This is a genomic window from Devosia sp. A449, from assembly GCF_054489375.1.
Map to the genome: position 1 here is coordinate 425,426 of NZ_JBTMWU010000002.1, position 21,117 is coordinate 446,542.

Annotated in this window: 25 protein-coding genes and 1 tRNA gene; 17 read left to right on the forward strand and 9 right to left on the reverse strand. The window is 62.3% G+C overall.

Translation table 11 applies throughout. The features are described from left to right. Positions 1-6 precede the first annotated feature (6 nt). The 3 genes from ACX3OW_RS07865 to ACX3OW_RS07875 form a co-directional block, all read right to left on the reverse strand. Entirely contained in the window at positions 7-1,002 is a 996-nt protein-coding gene (locus ACX3OW_RS07865; RefSeq protein ID WP_459095205.1) for a glycosyl transferase family 90, read from the reverse strand. 107 nt (positions 1,003-1,109) lie between these two features. Beyond that, complete coding sequence (locus tag ACX3OW_RS07870) at positions 1,110-1,877, reverse strand: SDR family NAD(P)-dependent oxidoreductase (protein ID WP_459095206.1); 768 nt, start codon at positions 1,875-1,877, stop codon at positions 1,110-1,112. A 31-nt stretch (positions 1,878-1,908) separates the two neighbouring features. Then, a complete protein-coding gene (locus ACX3OW_RS07875) occupies positions 1,909-2,592 on the reverse strand; it encodes a GntR family transcriptional regulator (RefSeq protein ID WP_459095207.1) in 684 nt (227 codons plus the stop codon). 126 nt (positions 2,593-2,718) lie between these two features. On the opposite strand from ACX3OW_RS07875, the gene ACX3OW_RS07880 reads away from it, so the two are divergent. The 4 genes from ACX3OW_RS07880 to ACX3OW_RS07895 all read left to right on the forward strand — a co-directional run bounded on the left by ACX3OW_RS07880 (position 2,719) and on the right by ACX3OW_RS07895 (position 7,197). Beyond that, on the forward strand, positions 2,719-4,254 hold the full coding sequence (locus ACX3OW_RS07880; RefSeq protein WP_459095208.1) for an aldehyde dehydrogenase family protein: 1,536 nt from the start codon (positions 2,719-2,721) through the stop codon (positions 4,252-4,254). A gap of 180 nt (positions 4,255-4,434) precedes the next feature. Next, positions 4,435-5,394 (forward strand): sugar ABC transporter substrate-binding protein, encoded by a 960-nt coding sequence (locus ACX3OW_RS07885; protein WP_459095209.1) that lies wholly within the window; start codon positions 4,435-4,437, stop codon positions 5,392-5,394. 133 nt (positions 5,395-5,527) lie between these two features. Further along, positions 5,528-6,472 (forward strand): ABC transporter permease, encoded by a 945-nt coding sequence (locus ACX3OW_RS07890; protein ID WP_459095473.1) that lies wholly within the window; start codon positions 5,528-5,530, stop codon positions 6,470-6,472. After that, complete coding sequence (locus ACX3OW_RS07895) at positions 6,469-7,197, forward strand: ATP-binding cassette domain-containing protein (RefSeq protein ID WP_459095210.1); 729 nt, start codon at positions 6,469-6,471, stop codon at positions 7,195-7,197. The genes ACX3OW_RS07890 and ACX3OW_RS07895 overlap by 4 nt, the downstream gene beginning before the upstream one ends. 9 nt (positions 7,198-7,206) lie before the next feature. Here the strand turns inward: ACX3OW_RS07895 and ACX3OW_RS07900 are convergent, their stop codons facing one another. Further along, positions 7,207-8,097, reverse strand: coding sequence for a LysR family transcriptional regulator (locus ACX3OW_RS07900; RefSeq protein ID WP_459095211.1), 891 nt, complete (start codon positions 8,095-8,097; stop codon positions 7,207-7,209). A 99-nt stretch (positions 8,098-8,196) separates the two neighbouring features. On the opposite strand from ACX3OW_RS07900, the gene ACX3OW_RS07905 reads away from it, so the two are divergent. The 3 genes from ACX3OW_RS07905 to ACX3OW_RS07915 all read left to right on the forward strand — a co-directional run bounded on the left by ACX3OW_RS07905 (position 8,197) and on the right by ACX3OW_RS07915 (position 11,112). Further along, complete coding sequence (locus tag ACX3OW_RS07905) at positions 8,197-9,177, forward strand: NAD(P)-dependent alcohol dehydrogenase (protein ID WP_459095212.1); 981 nt, start codon at positions 8,197-8,199, stop codon at positions 9,175-9,177. A gap of 90 nt (positions 9,178-9,267) precedes the next feature. Next, positions 9,268-10,113, forward strand: a complete 846-nt coding sequence (locus ACX3OW_RS07910) for a division plane positioning ATPase MipZ (RefSeq protein WP_459095213.1) — start codon at positions 9,268-9,270, stop codon at positions 10,111-10,113. Between the two features lie 75 nt (positions 10,114-10,188). After that, positions 10,189-11,112, forward strand: a complete 924-nt coding sequence (locus tag ACX3OW_RS07915; RefSeq protein ID WP_459095214.1) for an MYG1 family protein — start codon at positions 10,189-10,191, stop codon at positions 11,110-11,112. Position 11,113: 1 nt separating this feature from the next. On the opposite strand, the gene ACX3OW_RS07920 is transcribed toward ACX3OW_RS07915, so the two are convergent. Beyond that, complete coding sequence (locus ACX3OW_RS07920) at positions 11,114-11,761, reverse strand: glutathione S-transferase family protein (RefSeq protein ID WP_459095215.1); 648 nt, start codon at positions 11,759-11,761, stop codon at positions 11,114-11,116. Positions 11,762-11,913: 152 nt separating this feature from the next. Between ACX3OW_RS07920 and ACX3OW_RS07925 the strand changes: the two genes are divergently transcribed. From ACX3OW_RS07925 to ACX3OW_RS07935, 3 genes are all read left to right on the forward strand, one after another. Continuing rightward, positions 11,914-12,297, forward strand: a complete 384-nt coding sequence (locus ACX3OW_RS07925) for an MAPEG family protein (RefSeq protein WP_459095474.1) — start codon at positions 11,914-11,916, stop codon at positions 12,295-12,297. A 53-nt stretch (positions 12,298-12,350) separates the two neighbouring features. Then, a tRNA-Trp gene (locus tag ACX3OW_RS07930) sits at positions 12,351-12,426 on the forward strand. 143 nt (positions 12,427-12,569) lie between these two features. Next, positions 12,570-13,253, forward strand: a complete 684-nt coding sequence (locus tag ACX3OW_RS07935; RefSeq protein WP_459095216.1) for a GGDEF domain-containing protein — start codon at positions 12,570-12,572, stop codon at positions 13,251-13,253. Here ACX3OW_RS07935 and ACX3OW_RS07940 read toward each other — a convergent pair. After that, on the reverse strand, positions 13,250-14,407 hold the full coding sequence (locus tag ACX3OW_RS07940) for a GGDEF domain-containing protein (RefSeq protein ID WP_459095217.1): 1,158 nt from the start codon (positions 14,405-14,407) through the stop codon (positions 13,250-13,252). The genes ACX3OW_RS07935 and ACX3OW_RS07940 overlap by 4 nt on opposite strands. Before the next feature lie 245 nt (positions 14,408-14,652). Here ACX3OW_RS07940 and ACX3OW_RS07945 point away from each other — a divergent pair, with 245 nt between their 5' ends. Beyond that, a complete protein-coding gene (locus ACX3OW_RS07945; protein ID WP_459095218.1) occupies positions 14,653-15,294 on the forward strand; it encodes a hypothetical protein in 642 nt (213 codons plus the stop codon). A gap of 62 nt (positions 15,295-15,356) precedes the next feature. On the opposite strand, the gene ACX3OW_RS07950 is transcribed toward ACX3OW_RS07945, so the two are convergent. Next, positions 15,357-16,292 (reverse strand): DUF2971 domain-containing protein, encoded by a 936-nt coding sequence (locus ACX3OW_RS07950; RefSeq protein WP_459095219.1) that lies wholly within the window; start codon positions 16,290-16,292, stop codon positions 15,357-15,359. 115 nt (positions 16,293-16,407) lie between these two features. Between ACX3OW_RS07950 and ACX3OW_RS07955 the strand changes: the two genes are divergently transcribed. Both ACX3OW_RS07955 and ACX3OW_RS07960 read left to right on the forward strand, forming a co-directional pair. Continuing rightward, a complete protein-coding gene (locus ACX3OW_RS07955; RefSeq protein ID WP_459095220.1) occupies positions 16,408-17,103 on the forward strand; it encodes an NUDIX domain-containing protein in 696 nt (231 codons plus the stop codon). A gap of 137 nt (positions 17,104-17,240) precedes the next feature. Further along, on the forward strand, positions 17,241-17,714 hold the full coding sequence (locus ACX3OW_RS07960) for a YciE/YciF ferroxidase family protein (RefSeq protein ID WP_459095221.1): 474 nt from the start codon (positions 17,241-17,243) through the stop codon (positions 17,712-17,714). Positions 17,715-17,793: 79 nt separating this feature from the next. Here ACX3OW_RS07960 and ACX3OW_RS07965 read toward each other — a convergent pair whose 3' ends face one another. Together ACX3OW_RS07965 and ACX3OW_RS07970 are read right to left on the reverse strand one after the other, a co-directional pair. Then, complete coding sequence (locus ACX3OW_RS07965) at positions 17,794-18,177, reverse strand: rhodanese-like domain-containing protein (protein WP_459095222.1); 384 nt, start codon at positions 18,175-18,177, stop codon at positions 17,794-17,796. Between the two features lie 67 nt (positions 18,178-18,244). Then, positions 18,245-18,526, reverse strand: a complete 282-nt coding sequence (locus ACX3OW_RS07970; RefSeq protein ID WP_459095223.1) for a hypothetical protein — start codon at positions 18,524-18,526, stop codon at positions 18,245-18,247. A 257-nt stretch (positions 18,527-18,783) separates the two neighbouring features. On the opposite strand from ACX3OW_RS07970, the gene secE reads away from it, so the two are divergent. The 4 genes from secE to rplA all read left to right on the forward strand — a co-directional run bounded on the left by secE (position 18,784) and on the right by rplA (position 20,852). After that, entirely contained in the window at positions 18,784-18,978 is a 195-nt protein-coding gene (gene secE / locus ACX3OW_RS07975; protein WP_459095224.1) for a preprotein translocase subunit SecE, read from the forward strand. Positions 18,979-19,019: 41 nt separating this feature from the next. Then, positions 19,020-19,550, forward strand: coding sequence for a transcription termination/antitermination protein NusG (gene nusG, locus ACX3OW_RS07980; protein WP_459095225.1), 531 nt, complete (start codon positions 19,020-19,022; stop codon positions 19,548-19,550). Positions 19,551-19,726: 176 nt separating this feature from the next. Next, on the forward strand, positions 19,727-20,155 hold the full coding sequence (gene rplK / locus ACX3OW_RS07985; protein WP_459095226.1) for a 50S ribosomal protein L11: 429 nt from the start codon (positions 19,727-19,729) through the stop codon (positions 20,153-20,155). A gap of 4 nt (positions 20,156-20,159) precedes the next feature. After that, entirely contained in the window at positions 20,160-20,852 is a 693-nt protein-coding gene (rplA, locus tag ACX3OW_RS07990; protein WP_459095227.1) for a 50S ribosomal protein L1, read from the forward strand. Positions 20,853-21,117: the final 265 nt, after the last annotated feature.

Sequence of the window (21,117 nt, forward strand, 5' to 3'; positions counted from 1 at the left end):
CTAGGCTCAGTTGGTGTTCCAGTTCTGCTCTACGCTCTGCACGGCGATGGCCGTTTCGGCTTGCAGGGTCATGCTGCGCGCCAGTTGCTGGCCCCGGGCGGCGATGGCCTGCGCCTCGCGATCATGGCTGCGGACCCAATCGATTTTTTCGAGCAGGTCAGTCATGTCGGCCCGGACCGGGACGAAATGTTGCCACGGCAGTAGCCGGTCGTACCACCATTGGCGGTAGCCGTCGGCGCTTGCCACCTTGAGCACGCAGCAGCCGAAATGCAGGCGGGTGATGAGATTGGACCACGCATTGGTCCAGCCATCGATGTCGATGGCGAATTTGTCGCCCAGCCACTGTGACTCAGGGCGTTGGGCGCCGACAATGCCGAGGGGAGCAAAACCGGACAGCCTCCGCCCTGCGCCTTGCCCCGAGATCAGCTTGGCGTCGATGCCCGACGCCGCTTTGGCCAGCAGGCAGAGGCGGGCACGCTGGATGACGCGGGGATTGGCTGCATCCTCGGCGACCTGGGGATGGATGCCATCGCCATTGGCGCCGCCGCGCCAGACGATGATGTCGCTGCGCCGCGCCCATGCGAGGCCGGCAGTCTCGGCGAGCGCGCGTTCGGCGCTGAAGCCATGGCGCAGAATGAAATAGCGATCCGGCACGGGAATAGTGTGCTGGGTTCGGCTCGATGGAGTGAAGCGGGCGTCGCTAGCCTCATGGCCATCGCTGCAGGCGCAGCTCATGGCCATCACGGCGGGCGGGCAATGGGACAGCAGATAAAGATAGGCGGTGATGCTCTCGCGCTGCATGAACACGACATGGGTCGGGTCGGCGGGCAGGGCGATTTCGATCCGGCCATTGTCCCGCAGCAGGGTCACGTCGGCGCGGTGACTGGTGGGCGGCAGGGATTTTCGGCCCAGCGAGTGGGATAGACCCAGGCGCGCCATTGAGCGCCAAAGCTGGTAGCGCAGCAGGCGGTGCAGGGCGGCACGGCGGAGATCTGCTGACAAGATGGCTCGAAGGTAACTGAGAGGCGGGGCGCATCTCTATCTGGCCCACAGGCGCGGCTGTCAACGCATTGGGCGTCGATTTATTCAGTCGCTTCAATCATTTCGCGCTAGCTGGCCCAGCCGCCATCGACCAGAAATTGCTGCGCCGAGATCATGGCGCTATCTTCGGCGGCGAGGAACAGGGCCATGCCTGCCACATCCTCGGGATAGACCCGGCCGGTGAGCGCCTGGCTGTCGTCGATGAGCTTTTCCGTCGCGTCGTCGAGCCAGTGGGTCAGTTGGCGCTCGGTCATGACCCAGCCCGGAACCAGCGTATTGACGCGGATGCCATGCTGGCCCAGTTCGCGGGCCATCGACCGCGTCAGGCCATGCGCGGCGGCCTTGGCCGTCTCGTAGAGCGGCAGCAGCGGCGCCATGATCATCCAGCTGATCGAGCCGGTATTGATGATCGAGCCACGCCCGGCGGCGATCATGCCCGGAGCGACCGCCTGCATGGCAAAGAAGCTGTGCTTGAGATTGACCGCCATGCGCTCGTCCCAATAGGCGGGCGTGACCTCGGCCCATTCGTGCCGCTCGTCATGCGCGGCATTATTGATCAGCACCAGCGCGTCGCCATGTTCGGCGGCCAGCGTGGCAATGGCGGCCTGATAGGCTGGCGTGTCGGTGATATCGCAGCCCACGAAGCGGGCGCTCTGGCCGGCTGCTACCAGTTCCGCCGCCAGCTGCGCCCCGCGTTCAGCCTGGATATCGACGAAGCCGACCTTGGCCCCCTGGGCCGCAAAGCTGCGCACCAGCGCTTCGCCGATGCCCGAGGCGCCGCCCGAAATGACGACGGGGGTGCCAACAAGGCTCGGGTAGCGGGCGGTGTTGGTCATGGGCAGGCTCCGATCAGTGATAAGGCGCGGGCTAGATGAACAGGCTGGCGTGCCGGGTTTCAAGCTCGGGCAGGTCGTCAAGGATGCTGCCCAGATGCAGGGCCATGGCACTTTGCGCCGCCTCCACATCATGGGCATCGATGGCGGCCATGATGGCCTGATGCTCGCGCACCCGGCGCTGCATGTCGGCTTCGCTCTGCAACGTCATGTTACAGACCCGGTCCATATGCGTCTTCATGTCGGCAATGGCGATCCACGCGATGCCGACGCCGGCCCCGGTGGCGATGGCGATGTGGAAGGCCTCGTCATGCTCGCGGAAGGCGGCGTGATTGAGCGTGCTGGCCGCCTCCTCCTGCTTGAGCATCAGGCTGGCGATGCGCTTGCGCTGCCAGGCGTCGAAAGACTGCGCCGCCTTGGCCACCACGGCGATTTCCACCGATTGGCGCACAAACAGCGCTTCGGTCATTTCCTTGGCCGAAATCCGCGCCACCACCGTGCCGCGATACGGCCGAATCTCGATGAGCCGCGAATTGGCGAGCCGGATCAACGCCTCGCGCACCGGCTGGCGCGAGACGCCCAGCCTGGTCGCGATATCCTGTTCGGAAAGGCGTGAGCCGGGCTTCAGCTCCAGCTCGATAATGGCGCGGCGCAGATCCTTTTCGATCGATGCCGCAGCGCTTTCACCGCTCTCTGCCGTCTGTAATTCCAGAGTCATACTACATCTCACCCGGGTCATTGACAGGGTTGTCAATGCACCATACGATACCATACAATTCCATACAAGGCGCGGTTCAACCGGCCTGACAGTCTCGGGGAGGGCGGGTTTCAACCCGCCATTGCGATGGTCATACAGTCACGCTTTCAGGACAATTTCGTCGTGCCGAACCTTAGTGACCCGCGACTGGCGAGTAAACACGCCTATCGCATGCTGATCGACGGCAAGTCGGTCGCGGCGCAGTCCGGCAAGACCATGGAGCGCGAGAGCCCCGGCCACCGCGGCAAGGTCGTCAGTGAATGGCCGGAGGGCGGTGCCGCCGATACGGCGCTTGCCATCGGCGCGGCGCGGCGCGCCTTCGACACTGGTCCCTGGCCGCGCATGAGCGGGGCGGAGCGTTCGACCATCCTGCATGCGGTCGCCGCCGGCATTTTGCAGCATATCGACGAGCTGGCGCTGGTCGAATGCCTCGAAACCGGCAAGCCGCTGAGCCAGGCGCGGGGCGAGATCGGCTATTGCGCCGATCTGTGGACCTATGCCGCCGGCCAGTCCCGCGGGTTGGAGGGGGACACGCATAACGCCATCGGCGCCAATCGGCTCGGTCTGGTACTGCGTGAACCGGCCGGTGTCGTCGGCATTATCACACCGTGGAATTTCCCCTTCGTCATCGTGTCCGAGCGGGTGCCGTGGGCGCTGGGCGCTGGCTGTACCGTCGTGGTCAAGCCCAGCGAAGCCACCTCGGGCACCACTATCCGCCTCGCCGAAATCGCGCTTGAAGCCGGGCTGCCGGCCGGGGTGTTCAATGTCATCACTGGCTATGGCCCCGAGGTTGGCCAGGTGCTGGCCGAAGACCCGCGCGTCGATGTTCTGGCCTTTACCGGCTCGGTGCGCGTTGGCACCCATCTCGCGGGTCTGGCGGCCAAGGGGGTCAAGCGCGTCGGGCTCGAACTGGGCGGCAAGGGGCCGCAGATCGTGTTCGCCGATGCCGATCTCGAAGCGGCGGCCGATGGCATTGCCTATGGCGTCTATCACAATGCCGGCCAGTGCTGCATTTCCGGCAGCCGGCTGATCGTCGAAAATTCCATCCGCCCGGCGCTGCTGGAGCGGCTGCTCGATCTGTCGCGGCGTCTGCCCTTCGGTGATCCGCTGGGACCCACCACCCGCTTTGGCGCCATGGTCTCCCAGGCTCACACCGAAAAAGTCGCCAGCTACGTGGCCGCCGGCATCAAGGAAGGCGCCGAATTGCTGTTGGGCGGCGATATGGTGGCGGCATCGTCCGGCAATTTCTTTGCCCCGACGGTTTTCGACAATGTGCGGCCCGAAATGCGGATCGCCCAGGAGGAAATCTTCGGGCCGGTACTGGCGACCATTGGCTTTGATACGCCCGAGGAGGCCGTGGCGCTTGCCAATGGCACCCCCTTCGGTCTGTCCGCCAGTGTCTGGTCGCGCGACCTCGAGACCGCCATTCAGACCACCCGCAAATTGCGCGTCGGCCGCTGCTGGATCAACTCGGTCATCGACGGCACGCCGGAATTGCCCATCGGCGGCTACAAAAAAAGCGGCACCGGCCGCGAACTCGGCCGCTACGGCTTTGATGAATATTCCCAGTTCAAGGGTCTGCATATGACGCTTGGGCGGGGAGAGCCCTGGTTCCAGCACTGAGGAGGGCTGTCAGGAAAAGTGGACACCACTTTTCCGGTTCGACAGCGCGACCAAACGAAAAAGTTTGGCGGGCCGGAGCCAGGGAAGACGGATTCGGACGGCGTAATCTTTGGTCGGAGCACGCCAGCCGAAGCGGGAACCGAGGAGGGACCCGCAGCGATCCAAAGGGAGGATTAAGCGATGAAATTGACCAAGTCAAAGGCCGCTCTACTGGCCGGATGCACCCTGTTTGCCAGTGCCTGTGGCGCTATCGCGCAGGATCAGACGCCGGTCTCGGCGACCATGATCATCTATCTCGACCCCAGCGTGCAGTTCTTCAATCCCGTGGTCAAAGGCGCGCAGGACGCCGCGGCGGCCTTCGGCGTCGATCTCGACGTGCAATATGCCAATAATGATCCGGTCCGGCAGAATGATCTGATCGAAAGCGCCGTCGCCGCCGGTGTCCAGGGCATCGCCGTGGCCATCTCCAGCTCGGATGCCTTCGACGAAAGCATCTGCGCTGCCGTCGAGTCCGGGGTCATCGTCATCGGCTTCAACAATGACGATCTCGAAGGCGCCCAGGGCAATTGCCGCCAGGCCTATGTCGGCATGGACGAATTCGCCTCCGGCTACGAACTCGGCATCCGCATGATCGAAGCCTTCGATCTCAAGGAAGGCGACACCGTCTTCAACCCGCGTGAAATCCCCGAGGCGAGCTTCGCCGTGGCGCGCGGCGGCGGCATCGAAAAGGCAATGGCTGAGCATGGCATCAAGGTGGAGACGGTTCGCTCCGGTCTCGACCCCGCCGAAGCCCAGAACATCATGGCCCAGGTGCTGATCGCCAACCCGAACATCAAGGCGCTGTTCGGCACCGGTTCGGTGACCTCCACCGTGGGGGCCGGCGCGATCAAGGATGCGGGTGTCGACATTCCGTTCGGCGGCTTCGACCTGGCGGTCGAGATCGTCAACGCCGTCGAGTCCGGCGCCATGTTCGCCACCATGGACCAGCAACCCTATTTGCAGGGCTATTATCCGATCGCCCAGATCGCCATGGCGGCGCGCTACGGCCTGACGCCGACTGACGTCGATACCGGCCAGGGCGCCTTCCTCAATCAGGAACGCATTGGCGTCGTCAAGCCGTTCATCGGCACCTATCGCTGATCCATTGGCCCCGGCCATTCGCCGGTCGGGGCCAACTTCTCGAACCAGGACATAACCCGTGACCGCCATGATCAATGATCGCGCCGCCGCGCCCGGACTGACGGCCGCCGCATGGCTTCACCGCCTGCTGAGCATGCCCGCGGGCGCCATCCTGCTGGTCTTTTTGGCCGTGCAGATTGCCTGCATCACCGCCGGACTGCTCTTCCCCGACGACTTCCGCTATTTGTCGTCGCAGAATATGGGCATTCTCATGCGCTCGGTGCCCGTGCTGGGGTGTCTTGCCCTCGGCGTCGGGGTGCTGATGATCGCCGGCGAGTTCGATCTGTCGATCGGCTCGGTTTACACCTTCACCGCCATCGTCATGGCCATGCTGGTCAGCAATGGCGTCGACGCCTTCCTTGCGGCACCGGCCGGCCTGCTGATCGGCGCCGCCATCGGCCTGCTCAATGGCGCGCTCACCCTGCGCTTCAACCTGCCCAGCTTCATCGTCACCCTGGGCGGGCTGCTGTTCTGGCGCGGCGCGGTGCTGCTGATCAATGGTGCTGTTCAGGTGCGCTTCGATCCCAATCCGCTGTTCAACGAGCTGTTCTCCGGCACGCTATTGGGCATCAACGCCGCCTTCATCTGGTTCATCGCCCTTTGCCTGGTGTTCTGGGCGCTGCTGCATCGCCACCGCTTCGGCAACCACGTCTTTGCCACCGGCGGCAATCGTTCGGCGGCCACCGCCATCGGCGTCAACACCAATCGCATCAAGCTGATCGCCTTTGCCATTGCCGGCTTCATGGCGGCCTTTGCCGGCATTCTGGCCACCACCCGCGTCGGCAGCGTGCAGCCGGGGCAGGGCGCGGGCCTCGAACTGCAGGCCATCGCCGCCTGCGTCATCGGCGGCCTGTCATTGCGCGGTGGCCGCGGTTCGATCCTGGGCGTGTTTCTCGGCGTGATGCTGATTTTTACCATCACCGACGTGCTGCTGCTGATGCGGGCGCCCGGCTTCTATCTCGACATGTTCATCGCGACGCTGATCGTGGTGGCTTCGATCTTCAATCACGGCCTCGACCGCCGGGGAGCCTCGTCATGAGCCTGCTTGCGCTGCACAATATCAATAAATCCTTCGGCCCCCTCAAGGCGCTGACCGATCTCAGCTTCGAAGTCGGGCATAGTGAAGTGGTCGGGTTGCTGGGCGACAACGGCGCCGGCAAGTCGACCACGGTCAACATGCTCTCGGGCATCCATCAGCCCAGTTCGGGGCATATCAGCGTCGAGGGCGTGCAGCAGGATTTCACCTGCCGCCGCGATTCCGCCGAGGCCGGCATCGAGACGATCTACCAGAACACCGCATTGGTCGATTGCCTCTCCATCTCGCGCAATATCTTCCTGGGGCGCGAGATCACCGACCGCTTCGGCTTTCTCGACCTCAAGCAGATGCGCGACATCGCCATGCAGGTGCTTGAAAGCGCTGTGCATATTTCGGGCATCGACTCGCCTGACAAGCTGGTGGGCGATCTGTCCGGCGGCCAGAAACAGGCCGTCGCCATCGCGCGGGCGGTGTTCTTCAAGCGACGGGTGCTGCTGCTCGACGAACCCACCTCAGCCCTATCGGTGCGCGAAACCGAGGCCCTGCTGCATCAGGTGCTCAAGCTCAAGGCCGAGGGCGTGTCGAGCGTGCTGGTGACGCATAATCTCTACCACGCCTACCAGGTCTGCGACCGCTTCGTCATCATGAGCCACGGCACCAAAGTCTTCGACGTCGCCAAGGCCGACACCACCATTGAGGAACTGACGCAACACGTCGTGCTGACGTAACCGCGCCGGCTAGGGGTGGGCCAGTTCCGTGGCCAACAGGTCGAACACCACCCGGACGCGGCGGCTGGTGTTGAGTTCGCGATGCGCCACCAGCCAGATGGGAAATAGCAGCGGCTCAAGGTCCGGCAGCACCCGCCGCACCAGCGGCTCGGCGTCGCCAACATTGCCGTCCTGAATGCCGATGGCGATGCCGTGCTTCACATATTCCCACATCACCAGATAGTTCTCGGTGAGGATGGGAAAATTGCGCTCGGTCAGATTGAGCCCCATGGCGTTGAGCCCCTTGAGGAACATGCCCGAGCTGTCGATGCTGATGAAATCGGCGTTCCGTAGCTCATAAGGCAGCTTCGGATTGCCTATGCGGTCGAGATAGGCCGGCGTGGCGTAGAGCCGGGCCGGGATGTCGCGGATTTTCCGGGCGATCAGATCGGGCTCGGTCGGGGCGAAGTTGCGCAGCGCGATATCCGCCTCCCGCCGCCGCAGATTGCTGGCGCGCGACGAGGCGACGATCTCGATATGGATGCCCGGATGGGTGATGCGCAGCTTGGCGATCACCGGCGGCAGCAGCAGCGCTGCATGGGTCTCGCTCGCCGCAATGCAGATCGTTCCTTCGATCGACTGCGATTGCCCGGCGGCGGCTAGTGACACCAAGCCCGCCGCGTCGCCCATGGCGCGCACATGCTCAAGCAGGTCGAGCCCGCTCGGAGTGAGGATAAAGCCGCGCCCGACCCGTTCAAACAGGATGACGCCGAGTTCCTCCTCAAGCGCATCCACCTGCCGCCCGAGCGTGGGCTGGGTCATGCCCAGCGCCCGCGCCGCTGCCGAGAGCGAGCCCTCTTCGGCCGTGACGAGAAACGCCCGAGCCCGGTTCCAGTCGAATTTTACCGCCCGCCAATCCATGCATAAATGCATATCAAACGGACCGAGTTCGTCAATTTTTCTATGGGCTGGATCGGCGTAAAAGATTTTCAGGCGCTGTGGAGCGCAGGAGAGAAAAACATGAAAGCCATGGTCTACCACCGCTACGGCGGCCCCGAAGTGCTCACGCTCGTTGACCTGCCCAAGCCTGTGCCACGCGACGACGAGGTGCTGATCCGCATCCGGGCGACGACCGTCACCACCGGCGACTGGCGGGCACGGAGCCTCAACCTGCCGCGGGGTTTTGGTATCCTTGGCCGGCTGGTGTTCGGGATCTTCGGACCGCGTCAGCCCATCCTCGGCACTGAGCTTGCCGGCGTCGTGGAAGCGGTCGGCCGGAGCGTGACGCGCTTCAAGGCGGGTGATGCAGTCTTCGCCTTTCCCGGTGCGCAATTTGGCAGCCATGCCGAATACCGGACGATGCGGGAAACTGGCCTGATCGCGCTGAAACCGGCCAATATCTCGTTCGAAGAGGCGGCCGCGCTCAGCTTCGGCGGCACCACGGTGCTCGGGCCGCTCAAGGACAAGCTCGGGGTCAAGCCGGGCGACCGGGTTCTGGTGGTCGGGGCCTCGGGGGGCGTGGGCACGGCGGCGGTACAGATCGCCAAGCATCTCGGCGCCGATGTCACCGGCGTTTGCAGCACCGCCAATCTCGAACTGGTCCGCTCGATCGGCGCCGATAGCGTCATCGACTACACCGTGACCGACTTCGCCAAATCCGGCGCCAGCTGGGATGTCATCGTCGACACCACCGGCACGGCGCCATTTTCCCGCTGCGAGCCAGTGCTGGCGCCGGGCGGGCGCCTGCTGGTGATCCTGGGCTCGCTGGCCCAGGTGGTCGGGATCGGTCGGCCATCCAAGGCGAGCGGCAAGAAGGTCATTGCCGGGGTGGTAAAGATCGAAACAGCGCATCTGGATTATCTCGCGCAGCTGGCGGCAACGGGGGCCTATCGCCCGGTCATTGATCGTAGCTATCCGCTGGAACATGCGGCGGAAGCCCATGCCTATGTCGATACCGGCCGGAAGCGCGGCAATGTCGTCCTCACTATTGCGGCCGAGTAAGCCTGCGTCGCGGTCGCTCGTTAGGGCTTTGTTAACCGTGTGGCGACTTGATGGGCCAAAGGGATCGGTCCCTGATTTGGAGAGTCGGACATGGCGCAAAACGGCGCGCACATCATTGCAGTGGGCAATGAAAAAGGTGGCTCGGGCAAGTCGACCACGGCGCTGCATTTGGCCGTCTATCTGCTGCATCAGGGCCACCGCGTCGCCACCATCGACGTGGACAGCCGCCAGCAGACCCTGACGCGCTATGTCCGCAATCGCCGCGCCACCATGGATACCACCGGTCGACAGGTGCCGATGCCCAAGCATGTGCACCTGCCCACCGCCTGGGGCGACTCGATCCGCGAGAACCAGCGCGCCGAGCTCGACATTTTCACCAAGGCCATCGCCGGCCTGCGCGACGAGGTCGATTTCATCGTTATCGACACGCCCGGCTTCGATGGCAATCTGGCCCGTCTGGCGCATGGCTTTGCCGATACGCTGGTCACGCCGATCAATGACAGCATGATCGATCTGGACGTGTTGGCCCGGATCGACACCGTCAGCGGCGAGCCGATTGAAACCAGCCCCTATTCGCGCAATGTGCAGCGTGCCCGGGCCGAACGTCAGGCCGAGACCGGCACGGGCATCGATTGGGTTCTGGTGCGCAACCGCATTTCCAATCTGGGCTCGCGCAATGCCAGCCAGGTGCAGGACAGCGTCGAGCGCATCGCCGCGCGCCTCGGCTGCCGTGTCGCCGACGGCATTGCCGAGCGGGTGATTTTCCGCTCGCTGTTTTCCATCGGCATGACGGTCTTCGATCCGCTGGAAGCCGATATTCTGGGTAGCGCGCCATCGATGTCGCATGTCAACGCGCGCCAGGAGTATCGCAGCCTCGTGGCCGCACTGCGCCTGCCGGTGCCAGCCAAGCGCGAGGCGGCGCGGCTTTCGGCCTGACCGCACAACGGTTGAGCTACCGGCCGGCAATCGCTATGGGGTGCGCACCCAGTCCACAACAAGGCGCATTCCGGCATGACCCCAGATTACCTCGTCACCCATTCGGGTGGCTTCCATGCCGACGAGCTGCTGTCGAGCGTCATCCTGACCCGGCTGTTCCCGCAGGCCAGGATCGTCCGCAGCCGGGCCCGCGACTGGATCACCCCCGCCGCTGATCGCATCATCTACGATGTCGGCGGCGCCTATGATGCAGACGCGCGGATCTATGACCACCATCAGCGCGGCGCGCCGCTGCGCGACGATGACCAGCCTTACAGCTCGTTCGGCCTGATCTGGAAGCATTATGGGCGCGACTATCTGGCCGCCGCTGGCGTTCCCGAGGCGCATGTCGAGATCGTGCATGCCAAGTTTGATGCCAGCTTCGTGCTGCCGATCGATCTGGTCGACAATGGGGCGCTCAGCCCCGCCATTGCCGGGCCACTGGCCGGGCTGACGCTGTCGGCTTTGCTGGAAACCTTGAAGCCCGTCTTCGACGAGACCGACCCCGAGGCCGAAGATCGGGGCTTCCACACCGCGCTGGCCATCGCCCGCAGCTTTGTCGAGGCCAGCATTGCCCGCAGCGCCGCAAAATTGCGCGCCGAGGGCCTGGTGCAGCAGGCTATCGAGCAGGCAGGCGCGGGCAAGGTTCTGGAATTGCCGATGGGCATGCCGTTCCGTCCGGCCATCGTCAAGGCCGGCGCCGATCATCTGCTGTTCGTCGTCCATCCCCGGGGGCAGGACTGGTGCCTGACCACCATCCGCCGCGCCGATGAGGGCTTTGAAACCCGCGCCGACCTGCCCGCTGCCTGGGCCGGCCTGACCGATGCGGATCTGGAAGCCGTCTCCGGCGTTGCCGGCGCCAGCTTCTGCCATAATGGCCGCTTCATTGCCGCCGCGAAATCGCGCGAAGCCGCTCTCGCCATGGCCGAGCTGGCCGTGCAGGAGGCCGTCGGCAGCTGATCTAGGCCAATGTGGCGGTGTTGACCGCCAATTGCGCGGCGAACGCCCGTTGATAGGCCGGCCGGGCTTCGCCGCGCGCCACATAGGCGGCAAGGTTCGGCCGTTCGTCCAGCATGCCCGACGATTTCAGCCGGAGCAGCACCGACACCATCATCAGGTCGCCGGCGCTGAACGCGCCATCGAGCCAGTCCGCCGCCCCAAGGCGGTTGGACAGCTCGCCCAGTCGGTGGCGGATGCGGCCTTCAAGCAGCGGCAGCCGTTGCGCGTGCCAGGGTTCGTTGCGCTCTACTAGTCTCGCGGCTTCGCGCTCGAGGATGGGCGGCTCCATGGTGCCGAGCGCGGCAAACATCCAACTGATGGCGCGCGCCCGGGCCGTCGCATCCTGCGGCAGCAGGCCGGCATGCTGCTCGGCAATATGCAACACGATCGCCCCGGTCTCGAACAGGACGAGGTCGCCTTCCTCATAGGTCGGAATCTGCCCGAACGGATGCAGCGCGCGATGGGCGGGTTCCTTCATCGCCGGGAACGACACCAGACGAACCGCGTAAGCCTGCCCGACTTCCTCCAGCGCCCAGCGCACCCGCGTATCGCGCGCCAGCCCCTTGCCGCCATCGGGGGAGTGTTCAAAGGCCGTGATGGTGGGAATCATGGGACGGCTCCGGTGAGAGCGGGCATTTTAGTCACTGATCTGGGCATGACGAAGATGCCCCTCAGAATTTGATCTTCTTGGCATCCTCATGCGTTCGGTGGCAGGAGTGTGCGTCCGGTTGGCGGGCGCCGAGGAGATATATTGTGCTGTTGATGATTTTGCTGGTGCTGCTGCTGTTGCTGGTTCAGGTCGTGTTGCCGGGCCGTTACCTGACCGAGCAGGTGGGGAACGATGCGCAGATCGGGCCGCGGGACGATCTGCCCAAGCCGACTCGGATGCTGGCCCGGTCGCGCCGCGCTTTGGCCAATCTGCAGGAGACGCTGCCGATCTTTCTCAGTCTGGCGGTCTTGTCCATCGTGCTGGGCGAACAGGGCTGGTTGTCGCTGGCCGGGGCAGGGCTCTATCTGGTGGCCCGCATCGGCCATTGCTACTGCTATCTGCGCGGCCTGACGCCCTGGCGCTCGATCTGTTTTCTGGCCAGCCTGATCGGCATGGTGCTGTTGCTGCTGCCGCTCTTGCCCCATCTCTGGAACTAGGCCGAAAGGGTCTTGCGAAGCGCGGGCTTTGCCATTAGACAGACCTCGCCTGAAGGGGTTTAGCTCAGTTGGTAGAGCATCGGTCTCCAAAACCGAGGGTCGTGGGTTCGAGTCCCCCAGCCCCTGCCAGGCATCTCATTGATATTGTTGCGCCTTGTCGCCTCTGATTCCCGCGCTGGATCAGAGGCTCGCTGGTTTGGACTTCCGCTGGACTGGGTCGAGTGATGGGTTGGGTTAAGTGGCCGTCGCCGTTCGTTTTAAAGCGTACGGTCATGGTGACGTTGATTGCAGCGACGGTGTCGATTTCGATTTCGACGGGCGTAAGGGTGATTTTGGGCATCCACGCCGATACGGTCACCGTCGCGGTCCGCATCCTGCTGCCTTTCGTGATCGCGATCCCCTTCGCGCTCTTATGGTTCAGCCGCCTGGAACAGCTGGAAATAGCCTATCGGGATTTGCTCAAGCAAACCGCCGAACTCATCGAGTGCGCCAGCACCGACCCGCTGACCGGGGTGCTCAACCGGCGCAGCTTTGTCGAGCATTTCGACCTCGCCCAGGCCCGCGGCGCCGCTGGCTTCCTGCTGATCGTGGATGTCGACTACCTCAAGGCGGTCAATGACCGCTTTGGCCATCTGGTGGGCGACGCGGCGATCATGGCCACCGCGACCGCCTTGCGCGAAGCGCTGGGCTCGGGGGCCTTCATTGCCCGGATCGGCGGCGACGAATTTTGTGCGTTTCTGCCGACCGAGATTGCGCCGGACCTGACCGGGCTCACAAGCCAGATGAATGCGATCTCGACGCGCGAGTTTCGCGCCCGGACCGGGCTTGATGAGGATTTGACGGTGTCGCTCGGCTATCATTCCTGCGGCCGGGGCCAGAGCTTTGAGGCCACCATGTCGCGGGCCGATCAGATGCTGTTCGGCTCGAAGCACGCCCGCAGACTTGGCGGTCTTTAGGCAATCCGCCGGCCGGCCGCGCCATTGCGGCGGCTTTTCTCCGCCTTGTCCTGATACAGCGCCTTGTCGGCCTCGCGCAGCACGTCGAAATCAACCGCTGTCGACGCGGCGAAGGTCGAAACGCCGAAGCTGACCGACAGCTTGAGCTGCGTGTCGGCCACCGCCAGTGGCGCGGCGGCAATGGTGGCGCGCAGGCGCTCGGCGATGCTCTGGGCTTCCTCAAACCCGGTATCGGCCAGCAACAGGCAAAATTCGTCGCCGCCCAGCCGCGCCACGAAATCGGTGGGGCGGGTCAGCGACGCCAGCAACTGCCCCAGATGCGCCAGCGCCTGATCTCCGGCCGCGTGCCCATATTGGTCATTCAGCGATTTGAAGTCGTCCAGATCGAACAGGGCGACGGAATAGGTCTGGCCGGACTGGAGCGCCAGGCGATGCGCCCGATCCAGATTGGGCTGCAGCCCGCGCCGATTGGCCACCCCGGTCAGCTCATCGGTCTCGGACAGCCGCGCCAGAGTGCTCTGCAACCGGTCGATGGTCATCAGGGCAAAGCCCAGATTCCACACCGCGCCGCTAAACACCGTACACAGCAAGGCATAAGAGGCGAGGGCGTAGTAGATCGGGTATTCCAGCACCTCCAGCAGCACGCCGGCATTGGTGCCGATCACCATCAGCTGGCCCAGCACGGCCACGGCGAAGGCCACTGCCGCGATGATCGACCCCAGCCCCGGCTGGCGGTAGCGCAGCAGGTGAAAGATGCACAGCCCCATCACCGTGGCCTGGCCGGCGGCATAGACCATGGCGCGCCCGCGATCAAAATCGTGAAAGGCGATCATCACGCAGGCGGCGAGCAGGGCGAAGCCGATGGCGAAGCTTTGCCCGCCCGTCTGTCCCTGAAAGCGCCGCGAGCCGATCCAGAACTGGGCGAAGCCAACAATGATGATGGTGTTGCCGACAATGGCCGGGACCAGCGAGCCTGCATTGCCCTGCAGCGCCAGCACCGCGCCACCGACCATCGTCAACGCCATCCCCGCCAGCCAGTACAGGGCGGCCGGATTGGGCCGGTAGCGGATGGCCAGCGCCGCCCACACCACGCAGGCGGTCAGGGAATGGAGAAAAACGACGATATACAGCGTCAGGAAATCAAGACTGGGCATCGGCTCACCTATTTGGGGCTACCGATACAGGGCCCGGCCCTAAGTCGCCGTAAATTGACTTGGTGAACCCGGGTTAACAAACTCAGTTGCATAGGCGCGATTGGGATTTTCCGGGGCCTGCATGTAGCGCGCAACTCTCCGGCGCCGCCGCGCTCGTTGTCACAACCGACAATACAGATGCGGCCTGCCGCTTTATTTCAGCTACGCAAATATACCGAACTGTTTATTAATGTTGTGAGCGGACCATGCTGGTGATGCTCAAGGAAAGGTGCCCTGTCGTGCCCGAGGCTGCGAATGCAGCGAGCTTAGGCGGCTGCGCTGCAATAATTATCGCTCCAGATGATGTGGGGAGAGCCACATTATTGAAATTGGGGCAAAGCGTTGGCTTTGGAGCGGTCGCTGACCACTCCCAGTCCAGTCATTTGCTGCCGCAATTCCTGCCGTTCTTTCTGGTCCACCATCAGCTGCGGGATTCGATGAAGCTCCGGCTGATCTGGAATATTCGGCGCTCCGATATATTGATGATCAAGTTTTCTCCGATCATCCTGTTCATGCCGGACGGCCCGGCGCATCTGACGATCCAGTTTATCGAAATGGGCTTTGACGACGTCATCTGCCTGCCGGAAAAAAGCGCCGTCCTGGCGGCGCGGCTGGCCGGGCAAGTCGGCCAGGAGCGGCTGTTTATCGAGGCGGATCACTATATCGGCCCGGACCGCCGTCGCATGGAACTGATCGAACGCGACACCGTCAGGCGCAAGCATGGCGGCTCGAGCCACGACAAGATCACCATCATCCGCCACCCCGGCAAAGGCATCGAAATCGTCAGCCGGCAGCACGTGGTTGTCACCGCGGCCAAACACGGGACGCACGAAGCCGTGGAGTTGTGAGCGGGGAAATCGACGCCGATGCGGACGCTCGGGGGCGCAGGCTGAAATCCAACAGCGGCCATTCACCGTCGCTGACGTTGCAACTTCCGGTCGAAGTACATTTTTTCGTAGACCTTACGGCCGTTTCGCAGCTTATGCGTCACCCATAGATAGATGTACTGGCCATCTGACCCGGCGATATCAATCCCACCAAATTCGTCAAAGTTTGGTCTTGCCGCGATGCGCTCGCATTCGGCCACAAGATCTTCGAACGGGACGCTCAAGAATTCGCGCAGCTCCTTTTCTGCGTATAGGGCCCCGGCACGATCAAAACCTTGATCGCCGACGCGTTCACACTGATCGATCGGCGTTGCCTCCTTCACAGTGCGGAAGCGCAATTCGAAGCCAGATATTTCTCCCTGCAAGATTTCTACCGGACGACTTCTCAGTGTTTCGACCACAGCATCGGCGTGCGTCTTCGATATTCTAGGGCCAAGATACACGCGCTTCAGCGCATCATCGACGTAATGCTTGGGGCCGACGGAACCCGTAACGTATCTCCACTCTTTTTCGTGCTGCCATTCAGTCCGCTTGCGTGTGATGCGTGCCAGCACGGCCTCTTGCATTTTATCCTGTCCCAAATCAGCAAGACTGATCGGCGGAAGGGCGTTTCGCGCGTATTTGACGGGAAAGAGTTTCTCGCCCTGAAAATCACTGATCGTTAGTGCTGCGCTATCGAATTCCAGACAGACGCCAGCGAAGTTCCCAGCGTAGTAAGCCCATAGAGGCAAATCGTCCGGCGAACTCGAAAAGGACACCAAGGCGAACTTCGCGATCATGTCGTCCAGTAACTTATAAAGTTGGCGGGAGGCATTTCCGGCGTGGCCAAGCATGGCGTCGACAATGCGATCACCCGGCCCGCCAGTCTCATAAAAGGCCTCCATGGGATCGTTCATTGATCCGAAGGCTGGCGCATAGAGATAGCTGTTCTTCAGCGTATCGAGTTCGCGCTTGAGCAATTTGTCATCGGCGAGTGAACGATAGCGGTAGAGTAAAGATGGAGGGGGCAATGAAGAACTCAGCTGTCAGACAGAGAAACCACATCGAACGTGACCTTGGGGAGCCGCAGGAAGCTTGAACATACTTTCCGTGAAACGCAAACACTTGTGTGCCTTCCTAGTCTCGCTCCTGAAGTCCCGCTTGTCTGCTCACTACCCCAAGTTTGGCACGGCTATTTTAGAATCAGACAGTCCGCTTGCCACCCCAACGGGCCATCGTATTGACCAATGGCTCTGGCTGAAAAGCCCATGGCCGCTGGCCGAGAGCTGGAAACATCGCGAACAAGCCCATACGCTACCCGAACCCGTCTATTGGGTCATCAAAGGGAATTGCGGCCCAATGAACAAAATTAGTCCGGGCACGATCGGCGTTATTTTCAATGGCGACCGGACAGAGGTCGTTCTGCACTTACGCGACGATCAAGCCATGTGGAGCTTGCCGGGAGGAATTCCTGACTTCGGGGAAACCTTCGAGGCAGCGGCGATCCGCGAAATCAAGGAGGAAACCGGGCTTGAAACGGCGGTGTCACGATTTGTGGGCGCTTATTCTGATCCGGAATTGTTCGTGTTTAGCTATGCAGATGGCAACCGCGTCCAGGCGTTTGCGGTTGCCGTTGAGTGTCGGATTCTGAGCGGTGAACTGATGCCCAACGGGACTGACAGTTTGGACGTCAGGTGGTTTCCAATAAATGCCCTGCCGACCAACCTGATGCGGATGCACTCAGTCGTGATCCAAGACGCTCTGGCGGGCGGGCCTCCCGTCCTTCGGTAGAGCGGCCTGCGTCGGAATTTTTACCGGCACCAAATTTTTCAGACAAACGGTGCATCTCCGCGCTTGCTTCTGCCGCCTAGGAACTTTCTTCTGCATCTTCAGTTTTACTCCTGCAATTTTGCACGGAGCCGGCACCGATGAAATCTCTGGAAGAACTGTTCAAACACACGCTGCGCGATATCTATTACGCGGAGAACGCCATCACCAAGGCGCTGCCCAAGATGTCAAAGGCCGTCAAAAGCGCCGAGTTGAAGGCCGCCTTTGATAGCCATCTCAAGGAAACCAAGGGCCAGATCGAAACCATGAAGAAGGTCTTCGCCTCGGTCGGCGAGAAGGCCGAAGGCGAAAAATGCGATGCGATCGAGGGCCTGCTCAAAGAGGGCGACGGGCTGATGGAAGAGGCGACCGGCGTGGCGCTGGACGCCGGCCTGCTGGCCTGCGCCCAGGCGGTCGAGCATTACGAGATAGCCCGCTATGGCTCGCTGCGCGAATGGGCCAAGGAACTTGGCCATGACGAAGCCCACAAGCTGCTGAGCGAAATTCTCGACGAGGAGAAGGCCGCCAACAGCAAGCTGACCAATCTCGCCGTCTCCAGCGTCAATAAGAAGTAACCCAAAGGCTACCGATCAGCGGGCAGGGGAGCGCCAATGCTCTGCTGCCCGCTGATCGTGTTGCTATGGCTGGGGTGGCCTATTTCTCCTTTTCGACAGCGCCGCCGTCATCGACCCAGTCCTTGAAGCCGCCCAGGTTGAAGACCTTCTCATAGCCCATCTCCTTGAGCGTCTTGCCGCTGAGGGCCGAACGGCCGCCCGAGGCGCAGTGCAGGATGACGGGGCGGTCCAGCGTCAGATTGGCATCGTGATAGGGTGTGGCCGCGTCGGCGCGGAATTCCAGCATGCCGCGCGGGATATGCACCGAGCCGGGAATTTTGCCGGTGGCCTGCAATTCGGGCAGGTCGCGGACATCGATGATCACGGCATTCTGCTCTGCGACCATCCGGCGGGCTTCGGCAGGCGAGATTTTCGGCACTGCCGCATTCGCGGCCGACAGCATGTCTTTCACGTTGGACGTCATGGGCTCCTCCTGTGTCGGGCGGAGTTTACGCCCGGCTACAGGCGTTGCCAATGCAAAGGCAGCGCGCCTACTCGGCTGCCATCGGCAGACTGTCGGTGTGGCGGGATTTCAGGCGATTGAGCTGATGGGCGGCATGGGTCAGCAGGGCGGTGCGCACTTCGGGCGTCGACACGGCGCCGACATCGGCCTTGACCTTGAGGTCGAGGTGATAGCGCGAGACATTGCCCATGAAGCATTCCTCGATGCGAACGCGGACCACGCCCGTCACCCGGCCGGCAATGGCGCGATGCGGGCCGTAATAACGGACCTCGCAGCCTTTGACTTCGAAATTCGCGCTCCCCAGCGACATGGTCCAGCCTCCCGCTGCCATTTTTTCGTCTTAATTCGATCAAATGCGAATGTGAGGCGGCGCACAAGCCAGATTCTGCGTGTTCTTAACGTGTCGTTAACAAATGTGATCGGGGTGGAGTGGGCGGCTCCGGCAGATTGTGGCGGCGGCCTGTTGCATTTGGCGGCGGTTTTCTCTAGATACCCACATTCCAGCCGTGCGGGATTCCTGCGCGGCCTTTGGTTTTGCACCAAAAACACCAAAGAGTAGATTCGCCTATGGCCCGTCCGAACCCAATCCAGTTTCTGCAGCAAGTTCGGCAGGAGACCAATAAAGTCGTCTGGCCGGGGCGGAATGAAGTCCTGGTTTCGACCATTATGGTGATCGTGCTGGTGGTGTTTGCGAGCCTGTTCTTTCTCCTGTCGGACCAGCTCATTTCCTGGGTCGTCGGGCTGATGCTTTCGATCCGCTGAGCGGGTCACGGACACAATAATACTGGGAGCGGCGACGCTTAATGGCCAAGCGCTGGTACATCGTTCAGGCTTATAGCAATTTCGAGCGCAAGGTGGCGGACGACATTCGCCAGAAGGTTGCGCAGAAAAAGCTTGAGCATCTGTTTGAAGACGTGATCGTTCCGACCGAAAAGGTCGTCGAGATCCGTCGCGGCCGCAAGGTCGACGCTGAACGCAAATTCTTCCCGGGCTATGTGCTGGTGAAGATGGATATGACCGACGAGGCGTTCCATCTGATCAAGAACACGCCCAAGGTTACCGGCTTCCTCGGTTCGGACAATCGCCCGATGCCGATTTCGGAAAAGGAAGCCCAGGCCATTCTGCAGCAGGTGCAGGAAGGCGTGGAGCATCCCAAGCCTTCCGTGTCGTTCGAAGTGGGCGAAAACGTCCGCGTCTCGGACGGTCCCTTCGCCAGCTTCAATGGCGTGGTGGAAGAAGTCGACGAAGAGCGCGCCCGCCTCAAGGTGGAAGTGTCGATCTTCGGTCGTCCCACTCCGGTGGAACTCGAATATGGTCAGGTCGAGAAGGTCTGATCGCAAGAAATCTGCCAGCATGCTGGCAGAAAACTGCAGGAAAACTGGCAGCATGCTGCCGGCAAACTGGCAGGAAATCTGTGGAAGAGGGCGGTTGCTGCCAAGCAATCGGACATGCCTCGGACCACAGCGTCAAACGGTCCGCGTGACAGCGGGCGCATTTAGATAGGACGATTATGGCAAAGAAAATCGTTGGCTACGTAAAGCTGCAGGTGCCCGCCGCCTCCGCAACGCCGTCCCCGCCGATCGGGCCGGCTCTCGGTCAGCGCGGTCTGAACATCATGGAATTCTGCAAGGCATTCAATGCTGCCACGCAGGAAATGGAAAAGGGTTCGCCCATTCCAGTCGTGATCACCGCCTATGCCGACAAGAGCTTCACCTTCGAGATGAAGTCTCCGCCGGTCACCTACTTCATCAAGAAGGCCGTCAACCTCAAGTCGGGCAGCAAGCTGCCGGGCACCGAGTCGGTTGGCACCATCACCGTGGCTCAGCTGCGTGATATCGCCGAGAAGAAGATGAAGGATCTTAACGCCGACAATATCGACGCTGCTGTGTCGATGATCGCCGGCTCTGCCCGTTCCATGGGCATTCAGGTCGAGGGCTGATTGAATGGCACACGCTGGTAAGAAGATCACGAAGGCCCGTGAGGGCATCGACCGCAACAAGCTGTACAAGCTCGAAGAAGCCATCAAGATGGTGAAGTCGCGCGCCTCGGCCAAGTTCGACGAAACCATTGAACTTGCTATCAATCTTGGCGTTGACCCGCGCCACGCTGACCAGATGGTCCGTGGTGTGGTGACCCTGCCCAACGGCACCGGCAAGACCGTGCGCGTTGCAGTGTTCGCCAAGGATGCCAAGGCTGACGAAGCCCGCAAGGCTGGCGCCGACATCGTTGGTGCCGAAGACCTGATGGAAGCCATCCAGGCTGGCAAGATCGATTTCGATCGTTGCATTGCCACCCCTGACATGATGCCGCTGGTCGGTCGCCTGGGTAAGATCCTGGGCCCGCGCAACCTGATGCCGAACCCCAAGGTTGGCACGGTTACCCCCGATGTCGCCGGCGCCGTCAAGGCTGCCAAGGGTGGCGCCGTGGAATACCGCGTCGAAAAGGCCGGTATCCTGCATGCCGGCATTGGCAAGGTTTCCTTCTCGGAAGAAGCCCTGCTGCAGAACATCAAGGCGTTCACCGACGCCGTGCAGCGCTCCAAGCCTGCCGGTGCCAAGGGTACCTATGTGAAGCGCGTCGCCGTGTCTTCGACCATGGGCCCTGGCGTTCACGTCGAGCCGGCTTCGGCTCTGTAAGAAATTCCGGGCGGCTTCGGTCGCCCGGTTTTGTCTCTCGCAAGGGAGACATAAAGTCCTGTCCGAGACTGCCGGTGCTGACCAATCTGGGTCAGCTTAATGTCCACCGACGCCAGCATAGATGGGGTGAGACCACAATTTTCCTGCTCCAACCGGGGCAGGGTGATCGCGGTTCGAACCAGGCCAGTTGCCCTTCCGGGCAGCACGGTTGACAGGCGTTTAACCGTTGCTCCTCTCCTCCTTTATGGAGATCGGAGGGCAGCAA

What these genes read in the sequence shown, in the direction of transcription:
- ACX3OW_RS07885 (WP_459095209.1), top strand. Translation starts at nt 4,435, where the DNA reads ATGAAATTGACCAAGTCAAAGGCCGCTCTACTGGCCGGATGCACCCTG.
- ACX3OW_RS07920 (WP_459095215.1), bottom strand. Translation starts at nt 11,761, where the DNA reads ATGATTCCCACCATCACGGCCTTTGAACACTCCCCCGATGGCGGCAAG.
- ACX3OW_RS07870 (WP_459095206.1), bottom strand. Translation starts at nt 1,877, where the DNA reads ATGACCAACACCGCCCGCTACCCGAGCCTTGTTGGCACCCCCGTCGTC.
- rplK (WP_459095226.1), top strand. Translation starts at nt 19,727, where the DNA reads ATGGCAAAGAAAATCGTTGGCTACGTAAAGCTGCAGGTGCCCGCCGCC.
- ACX3OW_RS07925 (WP_459095474.1), top strand. Translation starts at nt 11,914, where the DNA reads ATGATTTTGCTGGTGCTGCTGCTGTTGCTGGTTCAGGTCGTGTTGCCG.
- ACX3OW_RS07940 (WP_459095217.1), bottom strand. Translation starts at nt 14,407, where the DNA reads ATGCCCAGTCTTGATTTCCTGACGCTGTATATCGTCGTTTTTCTCCAT.
- ACX3OW_RS07875 (WP_459095207.1), bottom strand. Translation starts at nt 2,592, where the DNA reads ATGACTCTGGAATTACAGACGGCAGAGAGCGGTGAAAGCGCTGCGGCA.
- ACX3OW_RS07970 (WP_459095223.1), bottom strand. Translation starts at nt 18,526, where the DNA reads ATGTCGCTGGGGAGCGCGAATTTCGAAGTCAAAGGCTGCGAGGTCCGT.
- ACX3OW_RS07935 (WP_459095216.1), top strand. Translation starts at nt 12,570, where the DNA reads ATGGTGACGTTGATTGCAGCGACGGTGTCGATTTCGATTTCGACGGGC.
- rplA (WP_459095227.1), top strand. Translation starts at nt 20,160, where the DNA reads ATGGCACACGCTGGTAAGAAGATCACGAAGGCCCGTGAGGGCATCGAC.
- ACX3OW_RS07960 (WP_459095221.1), top strand. Translation starts at nt 17,241, where the DNA reads ATGAAATCTCTGGAAGAACTGTTCAAACACACGCTGCGCGATATCTAT.
- ACX3OW_RS07915 (WP_459095214.1), top strand. Translation starts at nt 10,189, where the DNA reads ATGACCCCAGATTACCTCGTCACCCATTCGGGTGGCTTCCATGCCGAC.
- secE (WP_459095224.1), top strand. Translation starts at nt 18,784, where the DNA reads ATGGCCCGTCCGAACCCAATCCAGTTTCTGCAGCAAGTTCGGCAGGAG.
- ACX3OW_RS07895 (WP_459095210.1), top strand. Translation starts at nt 6,469, where the DNA reads ATGAGCCTGCTTGCGCTGCACAATATCAATAAATCCTTCGGCCCCCTC.
- ACX3OW_RS07890 (WP_459095473.1), top strand. Translation starts at nt 5,528, where the DNA reads ATGCCCGCGGGCGCCATCCTGCTGGTCTTTTTGGCCGTGCAGATTGCC.
- ACX3OW_RS07965 (WP_459095222.1), bottom strand. Translation starts at nt 18,177, where the DNA reads ATGACGTCCAACGTGAAAGACATGCTGTCGGCCGCGAATGCGGCAGTG.
- ACX3OW_RS07910 (WP_459095213.1), top strand. Translation starts at nt 9,268, where the DNA reads ATGGCGCAAAACGGCGCGCACATCATTGCAGTGGGCAATGAAAAAGGT.
- ACX3OW_RS07880 (WP_459095208.1), top strand. Translation starts at nt 2,719, where the DNA reads ATGGTCATACAGTCACGCTTTCAGGACAATTTCGTCGTGCCGAACCTT.
- ACX3OW_RS07905 (WP_459095212.1), top strand. Translation starts at nt 8,197, where the DNA reads ATGAAAGCCATGGTCTACCACCGCTACGGCGGCCCCGAAGTGCTCACG.
- nusG (WP_459095225.1), top strand. Translation starts at nt 19,020, where the DNA reads ATGGCCAAGCGCTGGTACATCGTTCAGGCTTATAGCAATTTCGAGCGC.
- ACX3OW_RS07900 (WP_459095211.1), bottom strand. Translation starts at nt 8,097, where the DNA reads ATGGATTGGCGGGCGGTAAAATTCGACTGGAACCGGGCTCGGGCGTTT.
- ACX3OW_RS07945 (WP_459095218.1), top strand. Translation starts at nt 14,653, where the DNA reads ATGCTGGTGATGCTCAAGGAAAGGTGCCCTGTCGTGCCCGAGGCTGCG.